Origin of the sequence: Wolbachia endosymbiont of Oedothorax gibbosus (assembly GCF_936270435.1) — a bacterium.
In the GTDB taxonomy this organism is placed as follows: Bacteria; Pseudomonadota; Alphaproteobacteria; order Rickettsiales; family Anaplasmataceae; genus Wolbachia.
The window spans coordinates 845,022-864,188 of the sequence record NZ_OW370567.1 but is presented as its reverse complement, the minus strand read 5'-3'; the positions used below and the strand labels follow the sequence as shown (position 1 = coordinate 864,188).

Annotated in this window: 15 protein-coding genes, 2 tRNA genes and 10 pseudogenes; 14 read left to right on the top strand and 13 right to left on the bottom strand. The window is 34.8% G+C overall.

What is annotated here, in order from left to right; all coding sequences use genetic code 11:
• Nucleotides 1-165 precede the first annotated feature (165 nt).
• The 6 genes from NBW39_RS04340 (at nucleotide 166) to NBW39_RS04315 (ending at nucleotide 3,779) form a co-directional block, all read left to right on the top strand.
• Nucleotides 166-507, top strand: coding sequence for a DUF721 domain-containing protein (locus NBW39_RS04340; protein ID WP_064125521.1), 342 nt, complete (start codon nucleotides 166-168; stop codon nucleotides 505-507).
• A 37-nt stretch (nucleotides 508-544) separates the two neighbouring features.
• Nucleotides 545-859: a 50S ribosomal protein L28 gene (gene rpmB / locus NBW39_RS04335; RefSeq protein WP_250294622.1), complete on the top strand. Its 315-nt coding sequence runs from the start codon at nucleotides 545-547 to the stop codon at nucleotides 857-859.
• Entirely contained in the window at nucleotides 852-1,715 is an 864-nt protein-coding gene (lipA, locus tag NBW39_RS04330; protein ID WP_250294621.1) for a lipoyl synthase, read from the top strand. The genes rpmB and lipA overlap by 8 nt, the downstream gene beginning before the upstream one ends.
• Nucleotides 1,716-1,768: 53 nt before the next feature.
• Nucleotides 1,769-2,485 carry a bifunctional demethylmenaquinone methyltransferase/2-methoxy-6-polyprenyl-1,4-benzoquinol methylase UbiE gene (gene ubiE, locus NBW39_RS04325; protein ID WP_250294620.1) on the top strand — a complete coding sequence of 239 codons (717 nt, stop codon included), beginning with the start codon at nucleotides 1,769-1,771 and terminating at the stop codon, nucleotides 2,483-2,485.
• Nucleotides 2,482-3,588, top strand: a complete 1,107-nt coding sequence (locus tag NBW39_RS04320) for an FtsW/RodA/SpoVE family cell cycle protein (protein ID WP_250294619.1) — start codon at nucleotides 2,482-2,484, stop codon at nucleotides 3,586-3,588. The genes ubiE and NBW39_RS04320 overlap by 4 nt, the downstream gene beginning before the upstream one ends.
• Before the next feature lie 119 nt (nucleotides 3,589-3,707).
• Nucleotides 3,708-3,779, top strand: a tRNA-Asn gene (locus NBW39_RS04315).
• A 185-nt stretch (nucleotides 3,780-3,964) separates the two neighbouring features.
• Here the strand turns inward: NBW39_RS04315 and NBW39_RS04310 are convergent.
• Together NBW39_RS04310 and NBW39_RS04305 are read right to left on the bottom strand one after the other, a co-directional pair.
• A complete protein-coding gene (locus tag NBW39_RS04310) occupies nucleotides 3,965-4,999 on the bottom strand; it encodes a pyruvate dehydrogenase complex E1 component subunit beta (protein WP_256466322.1) in 1,035 nt (344 codons plus the stop codon).
• Nucleotides 5,000-5,237: 238 nt separating this feature from the next.
• Nucleotides 5,238-5,311: transfer RNA gene (locus NBW39_RS04305), tRNA-Arg, on the bottom strand.
• A gap of 149 nt (nucleotides 5,312-5,460) precedes the next feature.
• Here NBW39_RS04305 and NBW39_RS04300 point away from each other — a divergent pair.
• The 4 genes and pseudogenes from NBW39_RS04300 (at nucleotide 5,461) to NBW39_RS04285 (ending at nucleotide 7,424) form a co-directional block, all read left to right on the top strand.
• Nucleotides 5,461-6,204 carry an ABC transporter ATP-binding protein gene (locus tag NBW39_RS04300; protein WP_250294617.1) on the top strand — a complete coding sequence of 248 codons (744 nt, stop codon included), beginning with the start codon at nucleotides 5,461-5,463 and terminating at the stop codon, nucleotides 6,202-6,204.
• A gap of 135 nt (nucleotides 6,205-6,339) precedes the next feature.
• Entirely contained in the window at nucleotides 6,340-6,507 is a 168-nt protein-coding gene (gene tatA, locus NBW39_RS04295) for a twin-arginine translocase TatA (RefSeq protein WP_214249347.1), read from the top strand.
• Between the two features lie 384 nt (nucleotides 6,508-6,891).
• A pseudogene (locus NBW39_RS04290) lies at nucleotides 6,892-7,167 on the top strand (GIY-YIG nuclease family protein); the annotation flags it as partial.
• Between the two features lie 107 nt (nucleotides 7,168-7,274).
• On the top strand, nucleotides 7,275-7,424 hold the full coding sequence (locus NBW39_RS04285; protein ID WP_250294616.1) for a hypothetical protein: 150 nt from the start codon (nucleotides 7,275-7,277) through the stop codon (nucleotides 7,422-7,424).
• Here the strand turns inward: NBW39_RS04285 and tnpC are convergent.
• Nucleotides 7,407-8,724, bottom strand: a pseudogene (gene tnpC, locus NBW39_RS04280) (IS66 family transposase). The gene NBW39_RS04285 and the pseudogene tnpC sit on opposite strands and share 18 nt — an antisense overlap.
• Nucleotides 8,725-8,846: 122 nt before the next feature.
• Between tnpC and NBW39_RS09235 the strand changes: the two are divergent.
• A pseudogene (locus NBW39_RS09235) lies at nucleotides 8,847-9,614 on the top strand (transposase); the annotation flags it as partial.
• A 27-nt stretch (nucleotides 9,615-9,641) separates the two neighbouring features.
• Here NBW39_RS09235 and NBW39_RS04265 read toward each other — a convergent pair.
• On the bottom strand, nucleotides 9,642-10,658 hold the full coding sequence (locus tag NBW39_RS04265) for a substrate-binding domain-containing protein (protein WP_250294613.1): 1,017 nt from the start codon (nucleotides 10,656-10,658) through the stop codon (nucleotides 9,642-9,644).
• A 321-nt stretch (nucleotides 10,659-10,979) separates the two neighbouring features.
• Between NBW39_RS04265 and NBW39_RS09230 the strand changes: the two are divergent.
• From NBW39_RS09230 to NBW39_RS04245, 3 genes and pseudogenes are all read left to right on the top strand, one after another.
• Nucleotides 10,980-11,858, top strand: a pseudogene (locus NBW39_RS09230) (transposase).
• A gap of 264 nt (nucleotides 11,859-12,122) precedes the next feature.
• Nucleotides 12,123-13,337 (top strand): annotated as a pseudogene (locus tag NBW39_RS04250) (IS4 family transposase).
• A 74-nt stretch (nucleotides 13,338-13,411) separates the two neighbouring features.
• Nucleotides 13,412-14,204 (top strand): IS5 family transposase gene (locus NBW39_RS04245; RefSeq protein WP_250294610.1). Its coding sequence is split into 2 segments (ribosomal slippage): nucleotides 13,412-13,675 and nucleotides 13,677-14,204, totalling 792 coding nucleotides; the frame shifts between segments, so codons are not numbered across the junction.
• A 37-nt stretch (nucleotides 14,205-14,241) separates the two neighbouring features.
• Here NBW39_RS04245 and NBW39_RS04240 read toward each other — a convergent pair.
• From NBW39_RS04240 to NBW39_RS04200, 9 genes and pseudogenes are all read right to left on the bottom strand, one after another.
• Nucleotides 14,242-14,394, bottom strand: a pseudogene (locus NBW39_RS04240) (IS66 family transposase); the annotation flags it as partial.
• A gap of 25 nt (nucleotides 14,395-14,419) precedes the next feature.
• Nucleotides 14,420-14,569 (bottom strand): annotated as a pseudogene (locus NBW39_RS04235) (IS110 family transposase); the annotation flags it as partial.
• Nucleotides 14,570-14,604: 35 nt separating this feature from the next.
• Nucleotides 14,605-14,757 (bottom strand): annotated as a pseudogene (locus NBW39_RS04230) (IS481 family transposase); the annotation flags it as partial.
• A gap of 13 nt (nucleotides 14,758-14,770) precedes the next feature.
• A protein-coding gene (locus NBW39_RS04225) for an IS630 family transposase (RefSeq protein ID WP_250294609.1) occupies nucleotides 14,771-15,776 on the bottom strand; the annotation gives its coding sequence in 2 pieces (ribosomal slippage) (nucleotides 14,771-15,313 and nucleotides 15,315-15,776; 1,005 coding nt in all).
• Nucleotides 15,777-15,848: 72 nt separating this feature from the next.
• Nucleotides 15,849-15,975 (bottom strand): annotated as a pseudogene (locus NBW39_RS04220) (IS481 family transposase); the annotation flags it as partial.
• A 656-nt stretch (nucleotides 15,976-16,631) separates the two neighbouring features.
• Nucleotides 16,632-16,877, bottom strand: a pseudogene (locus NBW39_RS08985) (PD-(D/E)XK nuclease family transposase); the annotation flags it as partial.
• Between the two features lie 146 nt (nucleotides 16,878-17,023).
• Entirely contained in the window at nucleotides 17,024-18,040 is a 1,017-nt protein-coding gene (gene holA, locus NBW39_RS04210) for a DNA polymerase III subunit delta (RefSeq protein ID WP_250294608.1), read from the bottom strand.
• A gap of 5 nt (nucleotides 18,041-18,045) precedes the next feature.
• Nucleotides 18,046-18,225 (bottom strand): hypothetical protein, encoded by a 180-nt coding sequence (locus NBW39_RS04205; RefSeq protein WP_010082539.1) that lies wholly within the window; start codon nucleotides 18,223-18,225, stop codon nucleotides 18,046-18,048.
• Between the two features lie 131 nt (nucleotides 18,226-18,356).
• A complete protein-coding gene (locus NBW39_RS04200; protein WP_250294607.1) occupies nucleotides 18,357-19,166 on the bottom strand; it encodes a metal ABC transporter permease in 810 nt (269 codons plus the stop codon).
• Nucleotide 19,167: the final 1 nt, after the last annotated feature.

Here is a 19,167-nt window from a genome sequence, read left to right as displayed (position 1 = left end):
TAGATTGTTACATAGAAATACTGCTTTTTACGGTGTGAGGCTAGAGGTTTGTAAAGCAGTTAGAAGGTTGTCATCCCAGTGTTAGCTACTTGGATTTGGCACTGAGGAAATCCAATGTAGTAGTAAACCTTACTTATTTAGTTATACTAGAAACAAAACAGAAAAATGCTCAAACACAGCGGTCCAAAAAAATTAAAGTCTATAATTGAAAACTATGCATTAAAATGCATGAAAAATAAGATTAGTAAAAATGAAATACGTCTGATTTTAAACTGGCGAAATATAGTAGGGAAAGAAATAGCAGAGTGTACAAAACCGAAAAAGATCTCATATGCACAGAATATAAATTCGGGTGTGTTGCATCTGGTAGTAACAAATGGCAGTAAAGCATTGGAAATTCAGCATATGATTTCTCTTATAATAGAAAAAATTACGATATTTTTTGGCTACAAAGCAGTATATGGTATAAAAATTAAGCAAGAGAGTATTGACTATTTGACTATATAAGGTAATCTAAGTACATAGAATAATTTGGTATATTGAAGTGAGTAGAGTTTGTGAATTAACAAATAGAAAAAAATCTTTTGGTAATAAGGTATCACATTCGAATCGTAAAACAAAGCGTACCTTTCTTTTAAATTTACATAAGGTTACGTTGACAAGTGATATATTGAATAAAAAGTTTAGATTTCGTGTGGCAACAAGAACTTTGAGAACTATAGATTACAAAGGTGATTTAGATGCTTTTTTGCTCAACACAAGAACGATTAAACTAAGTGAGAAAGCGCAGAAGATAAAAAGAAGGTTGAAAAAAGTTCTAGCAAAGCAAGAGGTAGAGTTAGCCGTTTCAGATGCATAGTAAGCCTCCATGGCTCAGAGCAAAAGCTCCAACTGGTAAAGTATTCAATGAAACCTTAAACATCGTTAAATTGCATAACTTACATACGGTATGTGAAGAAGCTGCATGTCCAAATATTGGTGAATGTTGGAATAAACGTCATGCTACTGTGATGATTCTTGGTTCTGTTTGCACTCGTGCTTGTGCATTTTGCAACGTTGCAACTGGCATTCCTGATAAACTAGACCCTCATGAGCCAGAAAATTTAGCAAAAGCGATAAAAAAGTTAAACTTAAAACATGTTGTCATTACTTCTGTTGATCGTGATGATTTACCAGATGGTGGAGCAAATCAGTTTATACAGTGCATAGAAGAAATTAGAAAAATAACTTCAGAAACAACAATAGAGATTTTAACTCCTGATTTTTTAAATAAGAAAGGAGCATTTGAAGCAATTGCTGTTGCATCACCTGATGTCTATAACCACAATATTGAAACAGTGCCGAGATTGTATGCAAAAATAAGACCACGAGCTCGCTATTTTCATTCACTATATTTGCTGAAGATGGTAAAGCAGATTAATCCTAAAGTTTTCACAAAGTCAGGGCTCATGGTTGGTCTTGGAGAAACAAAAGAGGAAATAATTCAGGTTATGGACGATTTGCGCAGTGCTGAGGTTGATTTTATTACAATTGGTCAATATCTACAACCAACTCCAAAACATGCAAAACTTGATAGGTATGTTACCCCAGAGGAATTTGAGCATTATAAATATATCGCTTACTCCAAAGGTTTCCTAGTGGTTGCATCAAGCCCACTCACTCGGTCATCATACCACGCTGAAGAAGATTTTAACAGGCTCAAGGCCTGTCGTTGACATTTGTGTTAATTCAAATTAATTTTTACTAATTATAAAGGAGTTTTTACGTAATGTCTACTATAAAAATCAAGAAGAAATCGCAATTAGTTAAAGAGGTATTCGATTCCGTGGCAAGTCGCTACGACACCATGAATGATATAATGAGCCTCGGAATGCACAGATTATGGAAAGATAAGATGGTAAATAGCATACATTTTACAAAAAACTCTAAGGTTTTAGATGTTGCTGGAGGAACTGGAGATATAGCAATAAGAATAGTAAGAAAAGAGCCAAGTGCTAAGGTTACAGTATGTGACATAAATCAAAATATGCTAAGCAGAGGACGTGATAAAGCTATAAATTCAAACCAAATTAATTTTGATTGGGTATGTGCGAATGCAGAAAGTTTACCATTTGAAGGCTTCGAATTTGATTATTGCACAATAGCTTTTGGCATTCGAAATGTTTCTGACCGCAAGAAGGCTTTAAATGAGGCGTACAGAGTGTTAAAACCACATGGGAAATTTATCTGCTTAGAATTTGCCCCTATGCACTATCAAAATGAGATATTTACCAAACTTTATGACTTATATTCATTTAAAGTAATTCCTAAAATTGGCAGCATAGTTGCTAAAGACAAGAGTTCTTATGAATATTTAGTGAAGAGCATCAGAGAATTTCCAACTCAGGCTGATTTTAAAATGGAAATTGAAGAGGTAGGCTTTAAGAATGTTGAGTTTCATAATATGAGCTATGGAATAGTGGCATTACACATTGGAACAAAATGAATATTAAACTCTGGTATAGAACGCTGGATTATTATCTCATCTTTCCAGTGTTTTTTTTGCTCACTATAAGTTTCATTCTTGTTTATTCAGCAAGCCCTGTAATTGCGCAGCGTCTTTCTTTACCACAAGATTATTTTATACGGCGCCATACAATTTATATAGTCCTGTCACTAATTACCTTGGTGACATTTTCTTTTCTCAACACAAAAACCATACTTAACCTCTCATTCGCAGGTTTCATTTTATTTACTATTCTAGTAGCAATTGCGATAATACTTGGTATAGAGGTAAAAGGTGCGAAACGATGGTTACATATTGTCAAAATTTCAGTTCAACCATCTGAGTTCGTAAGGCCATTTTTTTCTGTTGTTATAGCTAGTATCTTGGCCAGCGAAATGAAGTTTAAAATGCACATATCAATCATAATATTTCTGTTAGTTTTTGTGTTGTTACTTTTGCAACCTGATTTCAGTATGTCCATGCTTTTAACATATTCTTTTATTGGTCAAATGTTTATTGCATGTATACCATTTTTATACTTTCTATGTATAGTAGGAATGGCCACAACTGGAACTACAATAGCTTACTTATGTCTCCCACATATAAAGCAAAGGATTTACAATTTTGTCTTTTTTACGCAGCGCGATAACTTTCAAGTCACAAAATCATTAGAAGCATTCAAAAGAGGTCAATTAACTGGAGTTGGACCTGGTGAAGGTAGCGTAAAAGCCTCTCTTCCTGATTGTCATACAGATTTTGTGTTTTCTGTTTTAGCAGAAGAATTTGGTTTGATTACGTGCTTAGCCACATTGATGTTATTTGGCATCATTTCCGCCCGCTTGCTTTACGTTGCATATAGAGAAAATGAATTATTCAATCTATTGGTGATTCTTGGTATCTCAATTCAATTCATCACACAATTCATAATAAACATAGGGGTAACATTGAGTGTTTTTCCTACCACCGGCATAACCCTGCCACTACTTAGCTATGGTGGTTCTTCTCTTTTATCTTCGAGCATCGCACTTGGCATAATGCTCTCTTTCAGTAGAAATCAAGCTATGGCATTAAATCTTCGTGAGCGTTGGAAGGTATATCAATGATGTATACTAACCAATGATAAGGGGGCTCTTGTAAAGTATTTCTATGGCCAACATCACTTAAAATCTACACAAAAAAGTTTACAACCAACGTTCAACATGGTACATTGAAAGTAACTTATTCCTCGGTAGCTCAGTGGTAGAGCAATTGGCTGTTAACCAATTGGTCGCTGGTTCGAATCCGGCCCGGGGAGCATCTATAGTAACTTCATACAACCCTTCACAATTTAGTCTGTATCCGTTCAGGGGAGTGGTAGAATAAGGTAGACAAAGCAAAATAGGGCTTGAGATTCAATTTAATAGCAGACTTTGAGCTGTCTATATGAGTTTCGAAAGAGGTCTAATAAGTTGCTTTCTTTATCGTATTGGAAATTAAAACTTATTTTTTTCTAAAACAGACCTGATGCACCGCTTCAACTATATCTTCCACTTGTGGTAATGCTTTTTTTTCTAGATTTGCAGCGTAAGGTAAGGGGATGTCCTTGCCAGTTACGCGCATAACTGGAGCATCAAGGTAGTCAAATCCTTGTTCCATAACAACAGCCGAAAGCTCTGCTCCCATTCCTGCAAATGGCCATCCTTCTTCTACACTAACTAACCTATTAGTCTTCTGAATAGAGTTAATAACGGTTTGAGTGTCAAGTGGTCTTAAGGTTCTGAGGTCAATAACTTCAGCTTCTATACCTCCACCTGAAAGTAAATCTGCTGCATCTAAAGCGTCCATTAATTTTAATGAGAAAGCAGTGATAGTTACATCCTTTCCTTCCCGTATAACAGCAGCCTTGCCTATCTCAAGTAGATAATCTTTATTTGACAGCTCAGAGTCAGAAACTTCATGCTCATGTCCATAAGCTATCTCGTTTTCTAGAAATATTACCGGATTAGGGTCACGAATTGCAGCTTTAAGCAGACCTCTGCAATCGGAGGCAAAGTAAGGTGCTATCACTTTTAATCCCGGTATATGCGAATACCAAGATGCAAAGCATTGAGAGTGTTGTGCAGCAACTCTTGCTGCAGCGCCATTTGGTCCACGAAATACTATAGGACATCCAAGTTGTCCGCCTGACATATAATTTGTTTTTGCTGCGGAATTCACAATTTGGTCAATAGCCTGCATAGAAAAATTAAAAGTCATAAACTCAACGATTGGCTTTAACCCAGCAAATGCCGCTCCAACAGCAAGGCCAGCAAATCCATGTTCGGTAATAGGTGTATCAACTACCCTATTTTCTCCAAATTCTTTCAGTAATCCTTTCGTTACTTTATAAGCACCATCATACTCTGCAACTTCTTCACCCATGATAAGCACATCAGGGTCGTTTCGCATTTCTTCTCTGATTGCTGTGCATAAAGCTTCTCTTACACTTAAGGTTGCCATTTGTAAACTTTTATAGACTTTAACTAAAGTAACTATATCAGAATTACTAGGAAGCGTACAAATTAAGTTTTACAAACACCATTTTAGCGTAATAACAAATTCATTTATTTACTTTTCTCAAAACTATAAAAAAACGCCCCTACCCTTTTGAGAAAAATATTAGAAAGTCAACAGATTATGAAAGAAAATATGAATTTTTGGGCAAATAATTAGACAAAAAGGCCATATATATAGGTGGTTATACTAAACTACTATAGAGAAAAGTTTGAACGGGTGGGACTAGTGCGATTCGAACGCACGACCTTCGGATTAGGAGTCCAACGCTCTATCCTGCTGAGCTATAGTCCCGTGTTTCCTACCATTTATGTAAAGTTATAGCAAAAAATCCTTCTCTTTTCTAGATTTCTTGCATAACCAATTTACAGCGACAAAAAAACATTTCTGTACTTCTTGAGTATAATGCTATTATATTTGATAACATGGTTTAAGTAAGATTAATGCTAGTTAACAACATTGGTTATTTCTATAACAATCAAAACGACTTTGCTTTAAGCAATATAAACATTAAAGTAAAGAAAGGAAATGTTGCATGTTTATTGGGGCATTCTGGCTGTGGCAAGTCAACAATTTTGAAATTAATTGCGGGGATAGAAAATCCAAAATCTGGAACTATTTTTATAAATGATAGGTTAGTTGCAAGCAATAAGGCATCAGTCGCTATAGAGCATAGAAATATCGGATTGATTTTTCAGCATTCTGCATTATTTCCTCATAAAACAGTAGTAGAAAATATAACCTTTGCTATCCGCAGCTCTTCCAAGAGAGAAAAGCACCTAATTGCATTGGAAATCTTGAAGTTACTCAATATAGAAAAATACGAAAATATGTACCCTAACGCCTTATCTGGAGGACAGCAACAATTAGTTGCAATAGCAAGAGTGATGGCACAAAACCCTGATGTTGTGTTGTTAGATGAACCATTTTCTAATTTAGATATACTGCTCAAGTGCCGAATAAGACAACATATATTGTCCCTTTTCAGAAGTAAAAATATCCCTGTGCTAATGGTAACTCATGACCCGCAAGAAGCATTGAAAGTTGCAGATTTTATCTACGTAATGAAAAATGGTAAAATTATTCAATCAGGAGTTTCTAGCGATATATACCATAGGCCTAAAGATGATACGCTAGCAAAGTTTTTTAGTGAGCTTTCTTCTACTCCACAGTTAGGTGAAGCTTGACCGCTACAAGAAAATAATCTAGTCTGGCAAGAAAAACCTTGATTTATAATTAAATAAAGGTGATATAATTTATACGTTACTTGACTTCAGTCAGGTTTTAATATCTAAAAGTTAATATTTTAAATGGAGGTGGAAATGAGTTTAGGACCATGGCAATTGTTTCTAGTCTTAATAATAATTTTAGTTCTGTTTGGTGCAGGTAGATTACCGCAAGTTATGGGTGATCTAGGAAAAGGCATCAAAAACCTTAAACAGGAGCTTAAGGACTCAGAAAAATTATCGCCTAACGAACCAGATCGTTAGCGTCTTCATACTTCGTGACATGCACTAAGGTGCATGTCATCTGTTTAAAAACTTAAGTCAGATTAAAGAATAAAAGTATCTGTTCAGCAGAGTGGCAAAATAAGGTAGACGAGAAAAGACAACTATAGGAACAAATGGGTGTCATGCAAGTAGCTGACACTGGCATCCAGTTCTTTCGCGCAGTTCAATCAAAAACGTTGTAAAGCGCTTTCGTGTTTACCAACTTAGTGCCCAATCTGGATCCCAGACTGGGATGACAAGAAAGGGAGCACTGGAATTTTTGTTTCAATATTTGTATCCGTTCAGGATAGCGGCAAGACCATAGAGTAAAAGTGAGTTTACAACAAATGGTGTCATCCCAGTCTGGGATCCAGGTTACTATATATGAAAAGTTATTATGTTTATATACTTGCAAGTGAACAAAATGGGACCCTGTATATAGGTATAACGTCAAATTTAATTAAACGAATTTGGAAGCATAAAAGCAAAGCCATTTCCAGTTTCACGTCAAAGTACAATGTTAGTAAATTAGTCTACTTTGAGGAGTTTCAAGACATAAATTTAGCAATTAGTAAAGAAAAGCTTCTAAAAAGCTGGCAGAGAAAATGGAAAATAAACTTAATTGAAAAAACAAATCAAGAATGGAAAGATTTATATGATGAAATCGTATCTGGATTCCAGACTGGAATGACACCATTTGTTGTGCAAATTACCTTTGCAAACAAATGTGTATCCGTTCAGGATAGCGGCAAGACCATAGAGTAAAAGTGAGTTTACAACAAAGTGAGTTTACAACAAATGGTGTCATCCCAGTGCTTGACACTGGGATGGCTTTGTTGCATAGCAACCGAAAAAATCTGGCAGTTACTGACAAAATTGTATCCGTTCAGCAGAGTGGTTTAAGAAACAATAGATAGGAGATTTTGGAAAGCCCTTTTGTTTCCATGTTAAGTATAATGAAATTATCCGTTCGAGGAATGTGTTTCCTCGCTGTGATTGTGTAAAATATGAGTTTTTACGGTAAACGACATAATGCCGTATCTGCTGTTCAGCATGTCAATGGAATGTTTTCTGAATCATTCAAAAAATTCCACATCATTCTTTCAGATTTCAAAATATTTTTTGCAACTCGAGAAGCTCCTATTGCTTCAGGTAGGTAAAATATCTCCTTCAAGTAATACCTTGTACGTTTTCGCAATTTTCTGGCACGTCTGGCAAATCTAAAAACATCTATCTCATTTTTTAACAGAGCTTTTTTCAGTGCAAACAACTCAGCAGCAACATTTCTTAACCAGAACTTTGACTTCAACTATGTTTCAAAATCTCTTGATCCAACAGATTTGCCTGTTTTTATCAGCAAAGTAATTGTATGCTGCATACCTGTCAGTTACTATCAAACTATTACGATTGCAAAACGCACTATTTTTTAAAACTTTCATTCCTCTTGAATTTTATAAAACTAGCTTCATTGCTAGCAAACATCCAACACCAACCGAGTTTACCTTTATTATAGTGACTGGTTTCGTCAATATGTAGAACCTTACTCCTACTTATCTCTTGTTCGATCTGCTCATACATTTTTTTGCATTTTGAAGCAACTCTATGTTCACTATTTGATATGCTACCGACGCTTATGTTCAAATTGAAGATATCATTTACGACACTCGCTATTTCGCGTTTTGAATTTTTGTAAAACCCGCTGAACGCTGCAATTATTGACTTAACCCTTGGTCCAAATGTATCTGATGTAACACCTTCTGGTAACTTACTGCTTCTTCTTTTCCCGCATCTCCGGCAACGACCATTGATATTCCACTACATAAGCCTAATTTCCGGAAGATCAACTTTTTGATGAATGTACGGTCCCTTGCATATTGCAATCTCTCCTCCGCATTCACAAGTAGATGACAACTTTACTTTTATCACCTCATCTGCATCCATTTTGGCGCGAAAACTTCCTTTATGACCAACCTGACCACCGACGTTTCTGTCGCTCTTTGGCTTGTCCTTTTTTATTTTGTACAACTCTCTAGAGCTTGGTAGAGATGAATTTTTCGAGTTTAAACCGAGCCTCTCCTTTAATTCAGCGTTCTCTATCTTTAAAGCCTTGTTCTCTGCTTTTAAACTTTCATTCTCTCTTTCCAGCCTTTCTATTTTTGCTTCTAACTTTTCTATTTTTTGCTGTAAATTTTTGCAGAGCTCTTCTAGATCAATCATATTACCTCACGTTTACCCTATGATTATCTTTTTGGTTTATCTTGTCTACCTATTTTGCCACTCTGCTGAACGGATACACAAAATTCATTATAAAATAGCCATTTAACCTTTGAAGAAAAAATATGCCACAAAAAATGAGAGTCAGTAACCAAAACGAATATAACAAATTTCTCCAGGAAAGAGGAAATATTTTTCGTTACATCGATGAAGCTATCGAAAATTGGTATGAAAATAGTCCAAAAATGCAAGGCGGCAACTATATTTACAGTGATAAAGTCGTAATTTTGGTGCATATAATCGTCAATCTTTTTAGAGTTGGTTTAAGACAAACGGTAGGGTTTATAAAAGGATATTTGCAACAAATAGGAAGAAATTTGCAGCTATTCACAAGCATCAAAAGAAACTTAATATTAAGATAAATGATTGCAGAAAATAACATGGAAGATATCGAAATTGCTATAGACAGTACAGATATACAACAATACTCCTGAAGGAAAATAGCAAAGATAGAAAGTATTGCAGCTATAGAAAATTGCATGTAATGTTGAATATATAGCTGTAAAATACAGTAATGGTCTGATCACTATGGAGCTTGTGATTTGCTAAAAGAAGTCGATTTTCAGTATGTCATAAAAGCACTATATGCAGATAGGGCATATGATAGGCACAAGTTTTATAAATTGTGTAACGAATATGATATAAAGGCAAAAATTCCACCAATAAACAATGCGGCAGAACATCCAGAAATAGATTATATGTCTAACAGAAATGCTGCTATTAGATTAATAAAATTATACGGTGAAGATGGCGTGAAAGAATGGAAAAAGAAAGTAAATTATGGGAAAAGATCTTATGTAGAAGGTTTTTTCTCGCGACTGAAACAAACATACTGCAGACTACTTTCTAGAACAAAAACATCACATCACATCATAAACTTTTGCTGAAGCTTTCTTTATATCTTCACTTGAAAGTAGGATTAGACCAAGCCTAGATAGATACCCATCTTCAATGCTGATCGAATCTATAATTTCTTTTATGAATTCTCTTAATCCATCAACAGTATCCAGGTGTTCCCTCTTTATGTAAAGGTATAGAGGTCTTGCTAATATATATTTTCCCGATGATATATTTTCGTAAGTTGGCTCAATTCCTGCAATTGTGCTTCCTTGTATTTTATCTTGGTTCCTCATTAAAAAGCTGAAACTAAATATCCCTAAGGCGTTCTTGTTACTTTTCAATTTTTGTATTATTACGTTTTCATTAATTCCAACTTCTATATACCTTCCATCATCCCTTATACTACTACATGCTTTCTTTCTTTCTTCCTGGTCTTTATAATTCTGCTTGAAAATGCTTGAGTTCATGCATGAGTATTGATCAAGCATAATAGAATTAACCAAAGTTTCGTATGTACCTGTATTTTGATGTGGACCATAAATTTCAATTTCTGTTTTTGGTAAGGCTTGATTTACATTAGACCAAAACTTCTTATTATTTTTTACTAATTTATCATTTTCTTGAGAATATGCAGATAAAGTTTCAAATAAGTCCTTCTTTGTGAAATCAAATCTATGGCTTTGATTTGAATTTGCAATGACAATTCCATCATAGCCAATGATGATCTCTATCACTTCATTAATTTTATTCCTTTTACATAGTTCTCTTTCTACTTCCTTCATAGGGCGAGATGAAGTGGTGATGTCTGGCGTTTCTTCCCCTATTCCTGAGCAAAACATTTTGAACCCTGATCCACTTCCTATTGATTCTACAACTGGAGTCTTAAAGGAGAATACACGATTGAACTCCTCGGCTATAAATGAAATAAAAGGAAAAACAGTTGAAGACCCAACAATTCTGATGTATTTCCTGGCATCAGCATTTGACAGCGGCGTGAATAATACGAATACAAAAATCAGGAGAAAGTTTCTAAGCATTATTTTTAGTTAAGAACATAAATCTAATTATTGTAATAAAAAATCAAACTGAAAAGCTTTAATTTTCTCTTGTGATTGACCTATAGCTAATCTAATTGACCGCTATTTCAATTGCATGAACATTGTAACAATGGTGTCTGCAAGCAGCTTACTGTACGAACATTGTGATTTGAGAGCAATTTTCACTAGGAGGATGTCATCTCAGTGCCCCTATAATGTCATCCCAGTCTGGGATGGCTTTGTTGCATAGCAACCGAAAAAATCTGGCAGTTACTGACAAAATTCATTATAAAATAGCCATTTAACCTTTGAAGAAAAAATATGCCACAAAAAATGAGAGTCAGTAACTGCCATGAATATAACAAATTTCTCCAAGAAAGAGGAAGCATTTTTTGTTATATCAATGAAGCTATCGAAAATTGGTATGAAAATAGTCCAAAAATGCAAGGCGGCAACTATATTTACAGTGATAAAGTCGTAATTTTGGTGCATATAATCGTCAATCTTTTTAGAATTGGTTTAAGACAAACGGTAGGGTTTATAAAAGGATATTTGCAACAAATAGGAAGAAATTTGCAGCTATTCACAAGCATCAAAAGAAACTTAATATTAAGATAAATGATTGCAGAAAATAATATGGAAGATATCGAAATTGCTATAGACAGTACAGATATACAACAATACTCCTGAAGGAAAATAGCAAAGATAGAAAGTATTGCAGCTATAGAAAATTGCATGTAATGTTGAATATATAGCTGTAAAATACAGTAACGGTCTGATCACTATGGAGCTTGTGATTTGCTTAAAGAAGTTCATGCCATAAAAGCACTATATGTAGATAGGGCATATGATAGGCACAAGTTTTATAAATTGTGTAACGAATATGATATAAAGGCAAAAATTCCACCAATAAACAATGCGGCAGAACATCCAGAAATAGATTATATGTCTGACAGAAATGCTGCTATTAGATTAATAAAATTATACGGTGAAGATGGCGTGAAAGAATGGAAAAAGAAAGTAAATTATGGGAAAAGATCTTATGTAGAAGGTTTTTTCTCGCGACTGAAACAAACATTCTGGTTTAGTTTTCGGAACAAATCTGAGGTTAATCGTGAGAAGGAACTGCGACTCAAGTGTTATTTGCTCAATAAATTCACTGACATTGGTATGCGAAATGGCTACATGAATTTATCGTAAATTACTACCAGTATAAGGTGCGATGCAACAAAGCCATGCCAGACTGGGATGACAAGAAAGGGAGCACTGGAATTTTTGTTTCAGCATTAGCCATGCATCTGAACAGACAATGGCGTCAACTTAAGGAAAAATATCGGTGATAGTGTATAAAAATTCTCTCTAAAATTTTTACCATTAAATTACCCAAAAGCTGCAATAAATAGCACTTTTGTTGCTGTTTTATTTCAACAAAGAAGTCTAAAATGTGTCCTTTTTAGGTAAAACATGCAAAAAGGAAAAAATTTTATTCTACAAATTAAAAATATAATATACTCGAAAGCTTTTCAGAGAATCCATTGTGTTGGAAAGAACAGTTTCACGCGAACAAGAAAACTCCCTTTTACGACAGTATTTTCTATGATTTTAAAGTTAGTTAAAAAAAGTTTGGGAATAGAATGTGAACTTATGGAGCCATTGACATGTACCCTCAAAGCAAGCTTTTTCTAAAGCAAGGTATAAATACAGGTTTTAAAGAATTTAAGCATCCAAACAGCCTATCAAGATGAATCTGAGCTGGAGAGGCTATAGACTTATTGCAGCAGATGGTTCTGGTATGAGATTACCCAGCTCTGAGGAAATTGTATCCGAGTTTGGCCGCTTTAAACCAAATGGAACAACAGGCACAATGCCACCATTGGCAAGAGTTTCTTTGTTTGTTGATTTATGTACTTCACTGATTTGCAGTGCTCGCCTTGCGGCTTGGGAACAAACGTTGGCGGAAGAGCAATTACCCGAAGTTATCACTCAAATGCGTTCATTAAATCAAAAGAAATTATTATTTATCTATGATCGTGGTTATCCTTCAGTAAAATTCATTCAGCAGCATGATGATTTGGAAGTAGATTTTATTTTTCGCTTGCAAAAAAGAAATTATAGCAAGCTATGGGAACGAATTGCATCTGGCGAATCAGATTTTGATTTTATATTAGAAAATGAAAAGCTAAAAAATAAAATGAAAGGACAGAAAGTAAGAGCTGACATTAGCTAACGGAGAAACAGAGGTATTAGTTACTTCACTTTTTGATCGAGAAAAATTTACTTTGGAAGATATCAGTAAAGCTTATGTATTAAGGTGGCACATAGAAGAGTGCTACAAACGACTCAAAGTAGGAGCAGAGTTAGAGAATTTTTCTGGGGTAAATTTAGAGGCTGTATTACAAGAATTTTGGGCAAACTTGGTCATGTGCAATATATTATCGCTTCATATGTGTGATGCACAAGGGCCTTGGAACCCAGATCAAATTGCCGAGTACCGTTTAAATTTTTCAGTTTTATTTGGTGTGATGAGACAGAAACTTTATCAAGTGCTCGTTGCGCCAAAAGATTTTCAAGCCCTTTTTAAGTATACGCGCCAAAGTTAAGATCCGACCGGGAAGATTGTATAGCCGCAATAAAGTAGATAAGCCCAAACGCCATCATGTCTTTAGGAGAGTTTGCTAATGTATGCTCTTAGAACCTGTTCATAATCTCAAAAAAGTGATAAACTATGAGATGATGTATATGAATAAGGATATATGAGAAATTTATACCCAAGTGACATAAGTCGAGAACAATTTGAAAAAATCAGATCAATTCTGGAGAGTAGTAGGAAGAAAACAAAACCAAGAAAACTTGATTTGTATGATGTATTTTGTGCAGTGCTGTACGTCCTAAAAAGTGCCTGTCAGTGGAGAATGCTGCCAAAAGATTTTCCAAAATGGCGAAGTTGTTACGAATATTTTAAAAAATGGAGTGAAAAACCAAGCGAAGATACAGAAAGTACTTTGGAGCGTGTATTAAAAAAAATTAGTTGGAGAGACACGTATCAGCAATGGTCGGAAAGAAAGAACTAGTTTTTGTATAATTGATGCTCAGAGCGTAAAAAATGCAGATACTGCTGAAAATAAGGGCTACGATGCAGGTAAAAAAATTTCAGGAATAAAGCGCCATATTGCAGTAGATACACAAGGTTTACCACACGCGATTTATGTAACAACGGCAGAAGCAACCGACCGCAGCAGTGCCATGAAAATGGTCGAAAATGCTAAAGAAAAACTCTCTGAAGTTAAAAATATACTTGTTGATGCAGGCTACACTGGAGAAAATTTTGCAACACAAATAAAAGCAACTATTGGTTCGACGGTCGAAGTAATAAAGCGAAGTGAATTACACACCTTTGTTGTACTGCCAAAGAGATGGGTTGTTGAGCGTTCTTTTGCTTGGTTGGAAAAATGTAGGCGTTTGTGGAAAAATTGCGAGCGGAAACTCAACACTAGCTTACAGATGGTTGTTCTCTCCTTCATTTCTCTCTTATTACGAAGATTTTAAACAGGTTCTTAAGTTGACGCCATTGTCTGAACAGATACATTGCTTCAGGTAGGTAAAATATCTCCTTCAAGTAATACCTTGTACGTTTTCGCAATTTTCTGGCACGTCTGGCAAATCTAAAAACATCTATCTCATTTTTTAACAGAGCTTTTTTCAGTGCAAACAACTCAGCAGCAACATTTCTTAACCAGAACTTTGACTTCAACTATGCGCTTCTAAGAAACTCCCTCAACTAGTTCATCTTTTTGAACTAAGATGTAGCCAAATTCCTGTGCTTTTTTGATCAAGTTTTTTTTAACTCTCTCTTTGTAACGTGTTTCATAATAGTTCATTCCTTTTTCAATATATTCTTGCCCATACTTTAGCTGTAATAGTTTAGACTTGATCTGACAGGCGTGAATTAACTGACAGAAGAATTGACAAAGTCAAAACCAAAATCAGCATCCTGTTTAATGCTATCAATATTTTTCTGATAAGCAATATGCATACTATCAAAAAAGGTTTGCATAGGATAGCAATATTTACCTGAATGCGGTCTAGATCTATTGTAATACCAATTCTCATTATTAGGAGGACAAATAGGAGACATTGCAGAGTTGTTTAATTATGGAGTGGGTAAGAGAGGTAACAAATTTACACAAAGTGCGCTCAAGCAGGGTAATTGTATCGTATATTTTATTGCACAAAATGTTCTGTTTTATATATAACCAAAACCTCTCAACAGGATTGAGCTCAGGTGAGTATGGAGGTAGGTATATAATATCGATATTTTTAGGTACCTTTAAATTTTTTGACCTATGCCAACTAGCACAGTCCATAACGAGAAAAGTCTCTCGTATTCCTAGATATTGCGACATCTGCTCAAGAAATATATTCATGCAATCAGTGTTGACATTTGGTGCAAACAAGCTAGAACTCTCTCCATTTCTAGGATTAACCGCACTATAGAGATAGAAATTTTGCCTACCTAATTTTATTTTAACCTGTGTCCTAATGCCTTTTTTAAACCACCCATGTCCAATTTTTGAATGTGTGCCAAACCGAGACTCATCAAAGAAAAATAGCTCTTTTTCTGGATATTTGCCAATAGTTTCGTTGAGATTTTTTTTTAAACTCCTCTTGTTTGCTTTTATCTTGACCATTATGAACTGGTCTTGGAGTAATATATGAGAATTTCATTCTTTGCATATTACGGTGTACTGTGGACTTACTGATATCCAAACCAAATCTTTCCTGGATTTTTATTCTCATTTCTTTAATGGTGATATTAGGATTGTCTTGTATCCATGCTTCAACTTGTTCACGCTGACTTTGATCCAATCTAGTTTTTCTACGACGTTGAGGTGGAGCAAACAATTTTTCCTCTCTGTTAAATTTTAGGTGCTTTATCCACTCAGTCAGTGCAGTTCTTGAAATGCAACATATCTTTGCTACCGCTGTTATGCTGTGCTTTTTTGCTGCAATTACAGCATTTAGTTTTTTTGTAACGTATGCGTTATTTCTTACTTTCTTCAGCATTGCTTTTGCCGATTCCACTACTTTTTCATCCAATAATTTTGATCTTAATGCCATTTATACCTCGCTATTACACTTAGTTTAGTATGGCTTTTTTTCCATTGTTGTCTATCTGTTTGTTCTGCAGTGAGAATTGGTATAAGAATGCACCCAATGGTCTACATCTAACTGAAGTTCTGCCAAAGAGGTGTAAATTTTCTTTCTAAAGATAATATTGATCTTGCATAGTTCTGTGGAACCTTTCACATATGCCATGCTTCGGAGTTGTTGGTAAGTGCACTTACAGTTTTACTTGTAATCATCTGCTTTCCTACCTTAAGTGGTTGACAAAGTTTCTTGTCACGAAGGACCAAATGGAAGTCTGCTCGTTTTCACGCGAATTAATGTCTATCCATTTCATTACAAACTGGCATTCGCTTTCTCCATTATCCTTTACCTGCACCTTCATCAGCATTCCTTGCGGTTTGCTTGCCATATAGGCGAAATACAGGCTTACCCTGTTCCTTCTATCATACAACAGTGGGTTAGGTGGCTTCTCTATACCGGTGATTTGCGTACATCCAGAAATGAAAAATGTCACATTACCTTTTGGTCAGAGCTTGTCAGCATCTTTAGCTCTTTCGTAATTACGATACTTATGAAACTTCACTTGCGTTCACCATACCACTAAGCCTAGCCCTCCAACCACATGATGCTTGTAGTTTATGCTTTCTCTCACGATTGAGCATCTTCTTTTTCAAGAGGAGGTTCATTGTCCGCATCGCTCGGCACCAACTGGTTGCCCGATTCGCACTGATGCATAGACTCAGATGGCAAAACATCTGGTTTAATAAGTTTTAGAATCCTTTCAGTTTCTTTCTGAATGAATTCCTCTCCTTTTAAACAATATGACCGAAGACTTTCAGGTCGCACCATTTCAATTATTAGCTGAGTTCCAGTGGAATCAGTACAGAGAACATCAACAATACTTTGTTTATCAGAGGCAACTTCGGGATCCATAATAGTGCTAAGAAACTCAACTTCTTGTATTGGATTTATCTCAGTAAACCCTAAAATATCGTTCAAAAAATGTATGAGAATATTCTTATTTTTTTCCGTTCCAAATATTTTTTTGAAGGTCAAATCCAGCTTAGGGTCGAGAAACTTAGATAAAGCCATAGCCAAAATGCTTAAAAATATTAATAATTATACACACAATTATTCAACCATATTTTTGAAGATAGCTAGTTTCTGTATTTATTTTAAATTGAAGAAAGCTCAAATGTGTTTTTCACAGAATGCAGTCTGGTTACACCTTATCTTTGTTAGCTATAGCAAGTAATTGTATTTGTAATATGACAAATCACCTGCTGAAAAATCATTTTATGATCTAAATCAGTTTTTTTACAGGTAACTTCTAAGCTTATCAATTTTTCCAAGATCTTCTTAAGTTCTGAAAGTTGCAAACTTTTCAAATGAGATTTAAAGCTCTGCAATTGTTTAAAAAACAATGGAGGGCTTAGCTGATCAATCGCAGCCTGCTCACTCATTCCACCTTGCACTGACAGCAAAACGGTTTCAAGGCGTAGGAAATAATTTGATATAATGCGAATTAGCGCTATCGGTGAAAAATTTTCTTGCGATATCAATGCATCAGAAATTCTAATGAAGCGCGACATATCTTTACTTGCTATGGCAGAGCATAGATCATCAAGTGTAGCATAGTCGTTGCCGGAAGTTGAAAAGCATAATTCTATATCAGTAAGTTTTAGGTCTTTTCTCTCCCCTAAGTACAAAACTAACTTCTCAAGTTCTGAACATATAGGCAGCTTGCTATGATTAAAGTAAGATTGCAAATGGTAGATTATCTCATTTGTGCATTTTATATCATTTTGTTTCAAGTAACTTGATATAATGTCATAAAGATTGCTGTTGCTGTCCTTATAGCAAGCAATTACACCAAAAATTTTTGAACTCTCCATATAACTTTTAGTCGCAGAATTATATGGAAGATCACTTGCTACCATCATTACATAGTGACCACTTGCGTTATAATCCAATACGTTTTTTAACTCTTTGGATATACCTCCACTCACATTTATCAGCTTAATTAATTTTTTGCTGGTAAACATCGAAATGTTTGCCAATTCAGAAAACAGTAAACCGGGTGACTTATTCACTATTGCAAAATCCATCACCTGAACTGAATACTCATCCAAATTAGCAATTATTTCTTGTACATAAAAACCAACCCTACTGTTATCACTTCCATGAATTAACACACCACTTAAAGCATCAGGTTTCTCTAGGAATCTTTTAACTTTGGATGGTGTAACCCTCATGCTATCTATATGATATCATTCTCATTTGACTGTACATGAGTATCCAAAGACTCTGAGTCTCCTTGTGCAATATTATGCACATCACCTGCTACATCATCTGACTCTTCTGTTTTTCCTGTAATATAATTATAAAATTTTTTCACAGGTTGAGATATATATTTGGAAAAAAATCCTTCTTCGCTCATATTGCTTACTCCATAAAATTAACAACTTATCATTAGCATATAAATAATAGTATAGCAAAAACTATTTTGTGCTAAGATAGTGATGTTTTATAATGAGTATATTACAAAATTATTAATACTAGAGACTAAAATTAAGCCAACCTACTTAATACTAGCCTTATAAAATAAGCGACAATTAAATACACGGCTGCAACAAGTATAATTGCAGGTCCAGTTAACAAATCAAAACTTGCAGATAACATCAGACCTGATATCCCAGAAATCACAGAAAAAACTGTTGCAACAATAATCATCTGCATTGGAGTTTTCGAAATGAGCCTTGCAGATGCTGCTGGTATTAGCAAAAATGCAGCAATGAGTAATATTCCTATTAATTGGGCAGCAATTGCTATAAATATAGCAAGAGTGATTAAAAATTCTAGTCTAACAAAATTAACATTAATCTTCTCAACTACTGCTAAATCTTGATTAATTGAAATCATTAACCAATAACGCCATCTAAATATTAATATCAAAGTAACTATTAGAGAGGTTAAAAAAATCGATATTATATCACTTTGATCGAGCGTTAATATATCACCAAACAGTGAGCTAATAATACTATTATTGCCAGATGGAAGAAAAGACATAAGTATTAAACTCGATGATAAAACTACATTGGTAACAATGTTCAATATCGTATCAGCAGAATATAATCTGTTAAAATTAAGAGAAAGTAGTATAGCAAATGTAATTGCAATGAGCATTATGCTAAGCGATGGGCTAATCTTAAAGATTAAAGCAAGTGCAATACCAAGCAATGAAGAATGGGACAAACTATCACCAAGATAAGATAACCTTTGCCATATCATAAACGATCCTAAAGCGCCTGTTACTAGGCTAATTACGACTACTGCAACTAGACTGTTGATGAAAAAATCCTGGGTAAACATTTCAAGCATG

What these genes read in the sequence shown, in the direction of transcription:
- ubiE (WP_250294620.1), top strand. Translation starts at nt 1,769, where the DNA reads ATGTCTACTATAAAAATCAAGAAGAAATCGCAATTAGTTAAAGAGGTA.
- NBW39_RS04340 (WP_064125521.1), top strand. Translation starts at nt 166, where the DNA reads ATGCTCAAACACAGCGGTCCAAAAAAATTAAAGTCTATAATTGAAAAC.
- tatA (WP_214249347.1), top strand. Translation starts at nt 6,340, where the DNA reads ATGAGTTTAGGACCATGGCAATTGTTTCTAGTCTTAATAATAATTTTA.
- NBW39_RS04205 (WP_010082539.1), bottom strand. Translation starts at nt 18,225, where the DNA reads ATGAGCGAAGAAGGATTTTTTTCCAAATATATATCTCAACCTGTGAAA.
- NBW39_RS04300 (WP_250294617.1), top strand. Translation starts at nt 5,461, where the DNA reads ATGCTAGTTAACAACATTGGTTATTTCTATAACAATCAAAACGACTTT.
- NBW39_RS04265 (WP_250294613.1), bottom strand. Translation starts at nt 10,658, where the DNA reads ATGCTTAGAAACTTTCTCCTGATTTTTGTATTCGTATTATTCACGCCG.
- NBW39_RS04320 (WP_250294619.1), top strand. Translation starts at nt 2,482, where the DNA reads ATGAATATTAAACTCTGGTATAGAACGCTGGATTATTATCTCATCTTT.
- NBW39_RS04200 (WP_250294607.1), bottom strand. Translation starts at nt 19,166, where the DNA reads ATGCTTGAAATGTTTACCCAGGATTTTTTCATCAACAGTCTAGTTGCA.
- lipA (WP_250294621.1), top strand. Translation starts at nt 852, where the DNA reads ATGCATAGTAAGCCTCCATGGCTCAGAGCAAAAGCTCCAACTGGTAAA.
- holA (WP_250294608.1), bottom strand. Translation starts at nt 18,040, where the DNA reads ATGAGGGTTACACCATCCAAAGTTAAAAGATTCCTAGAGAAACCTGAT.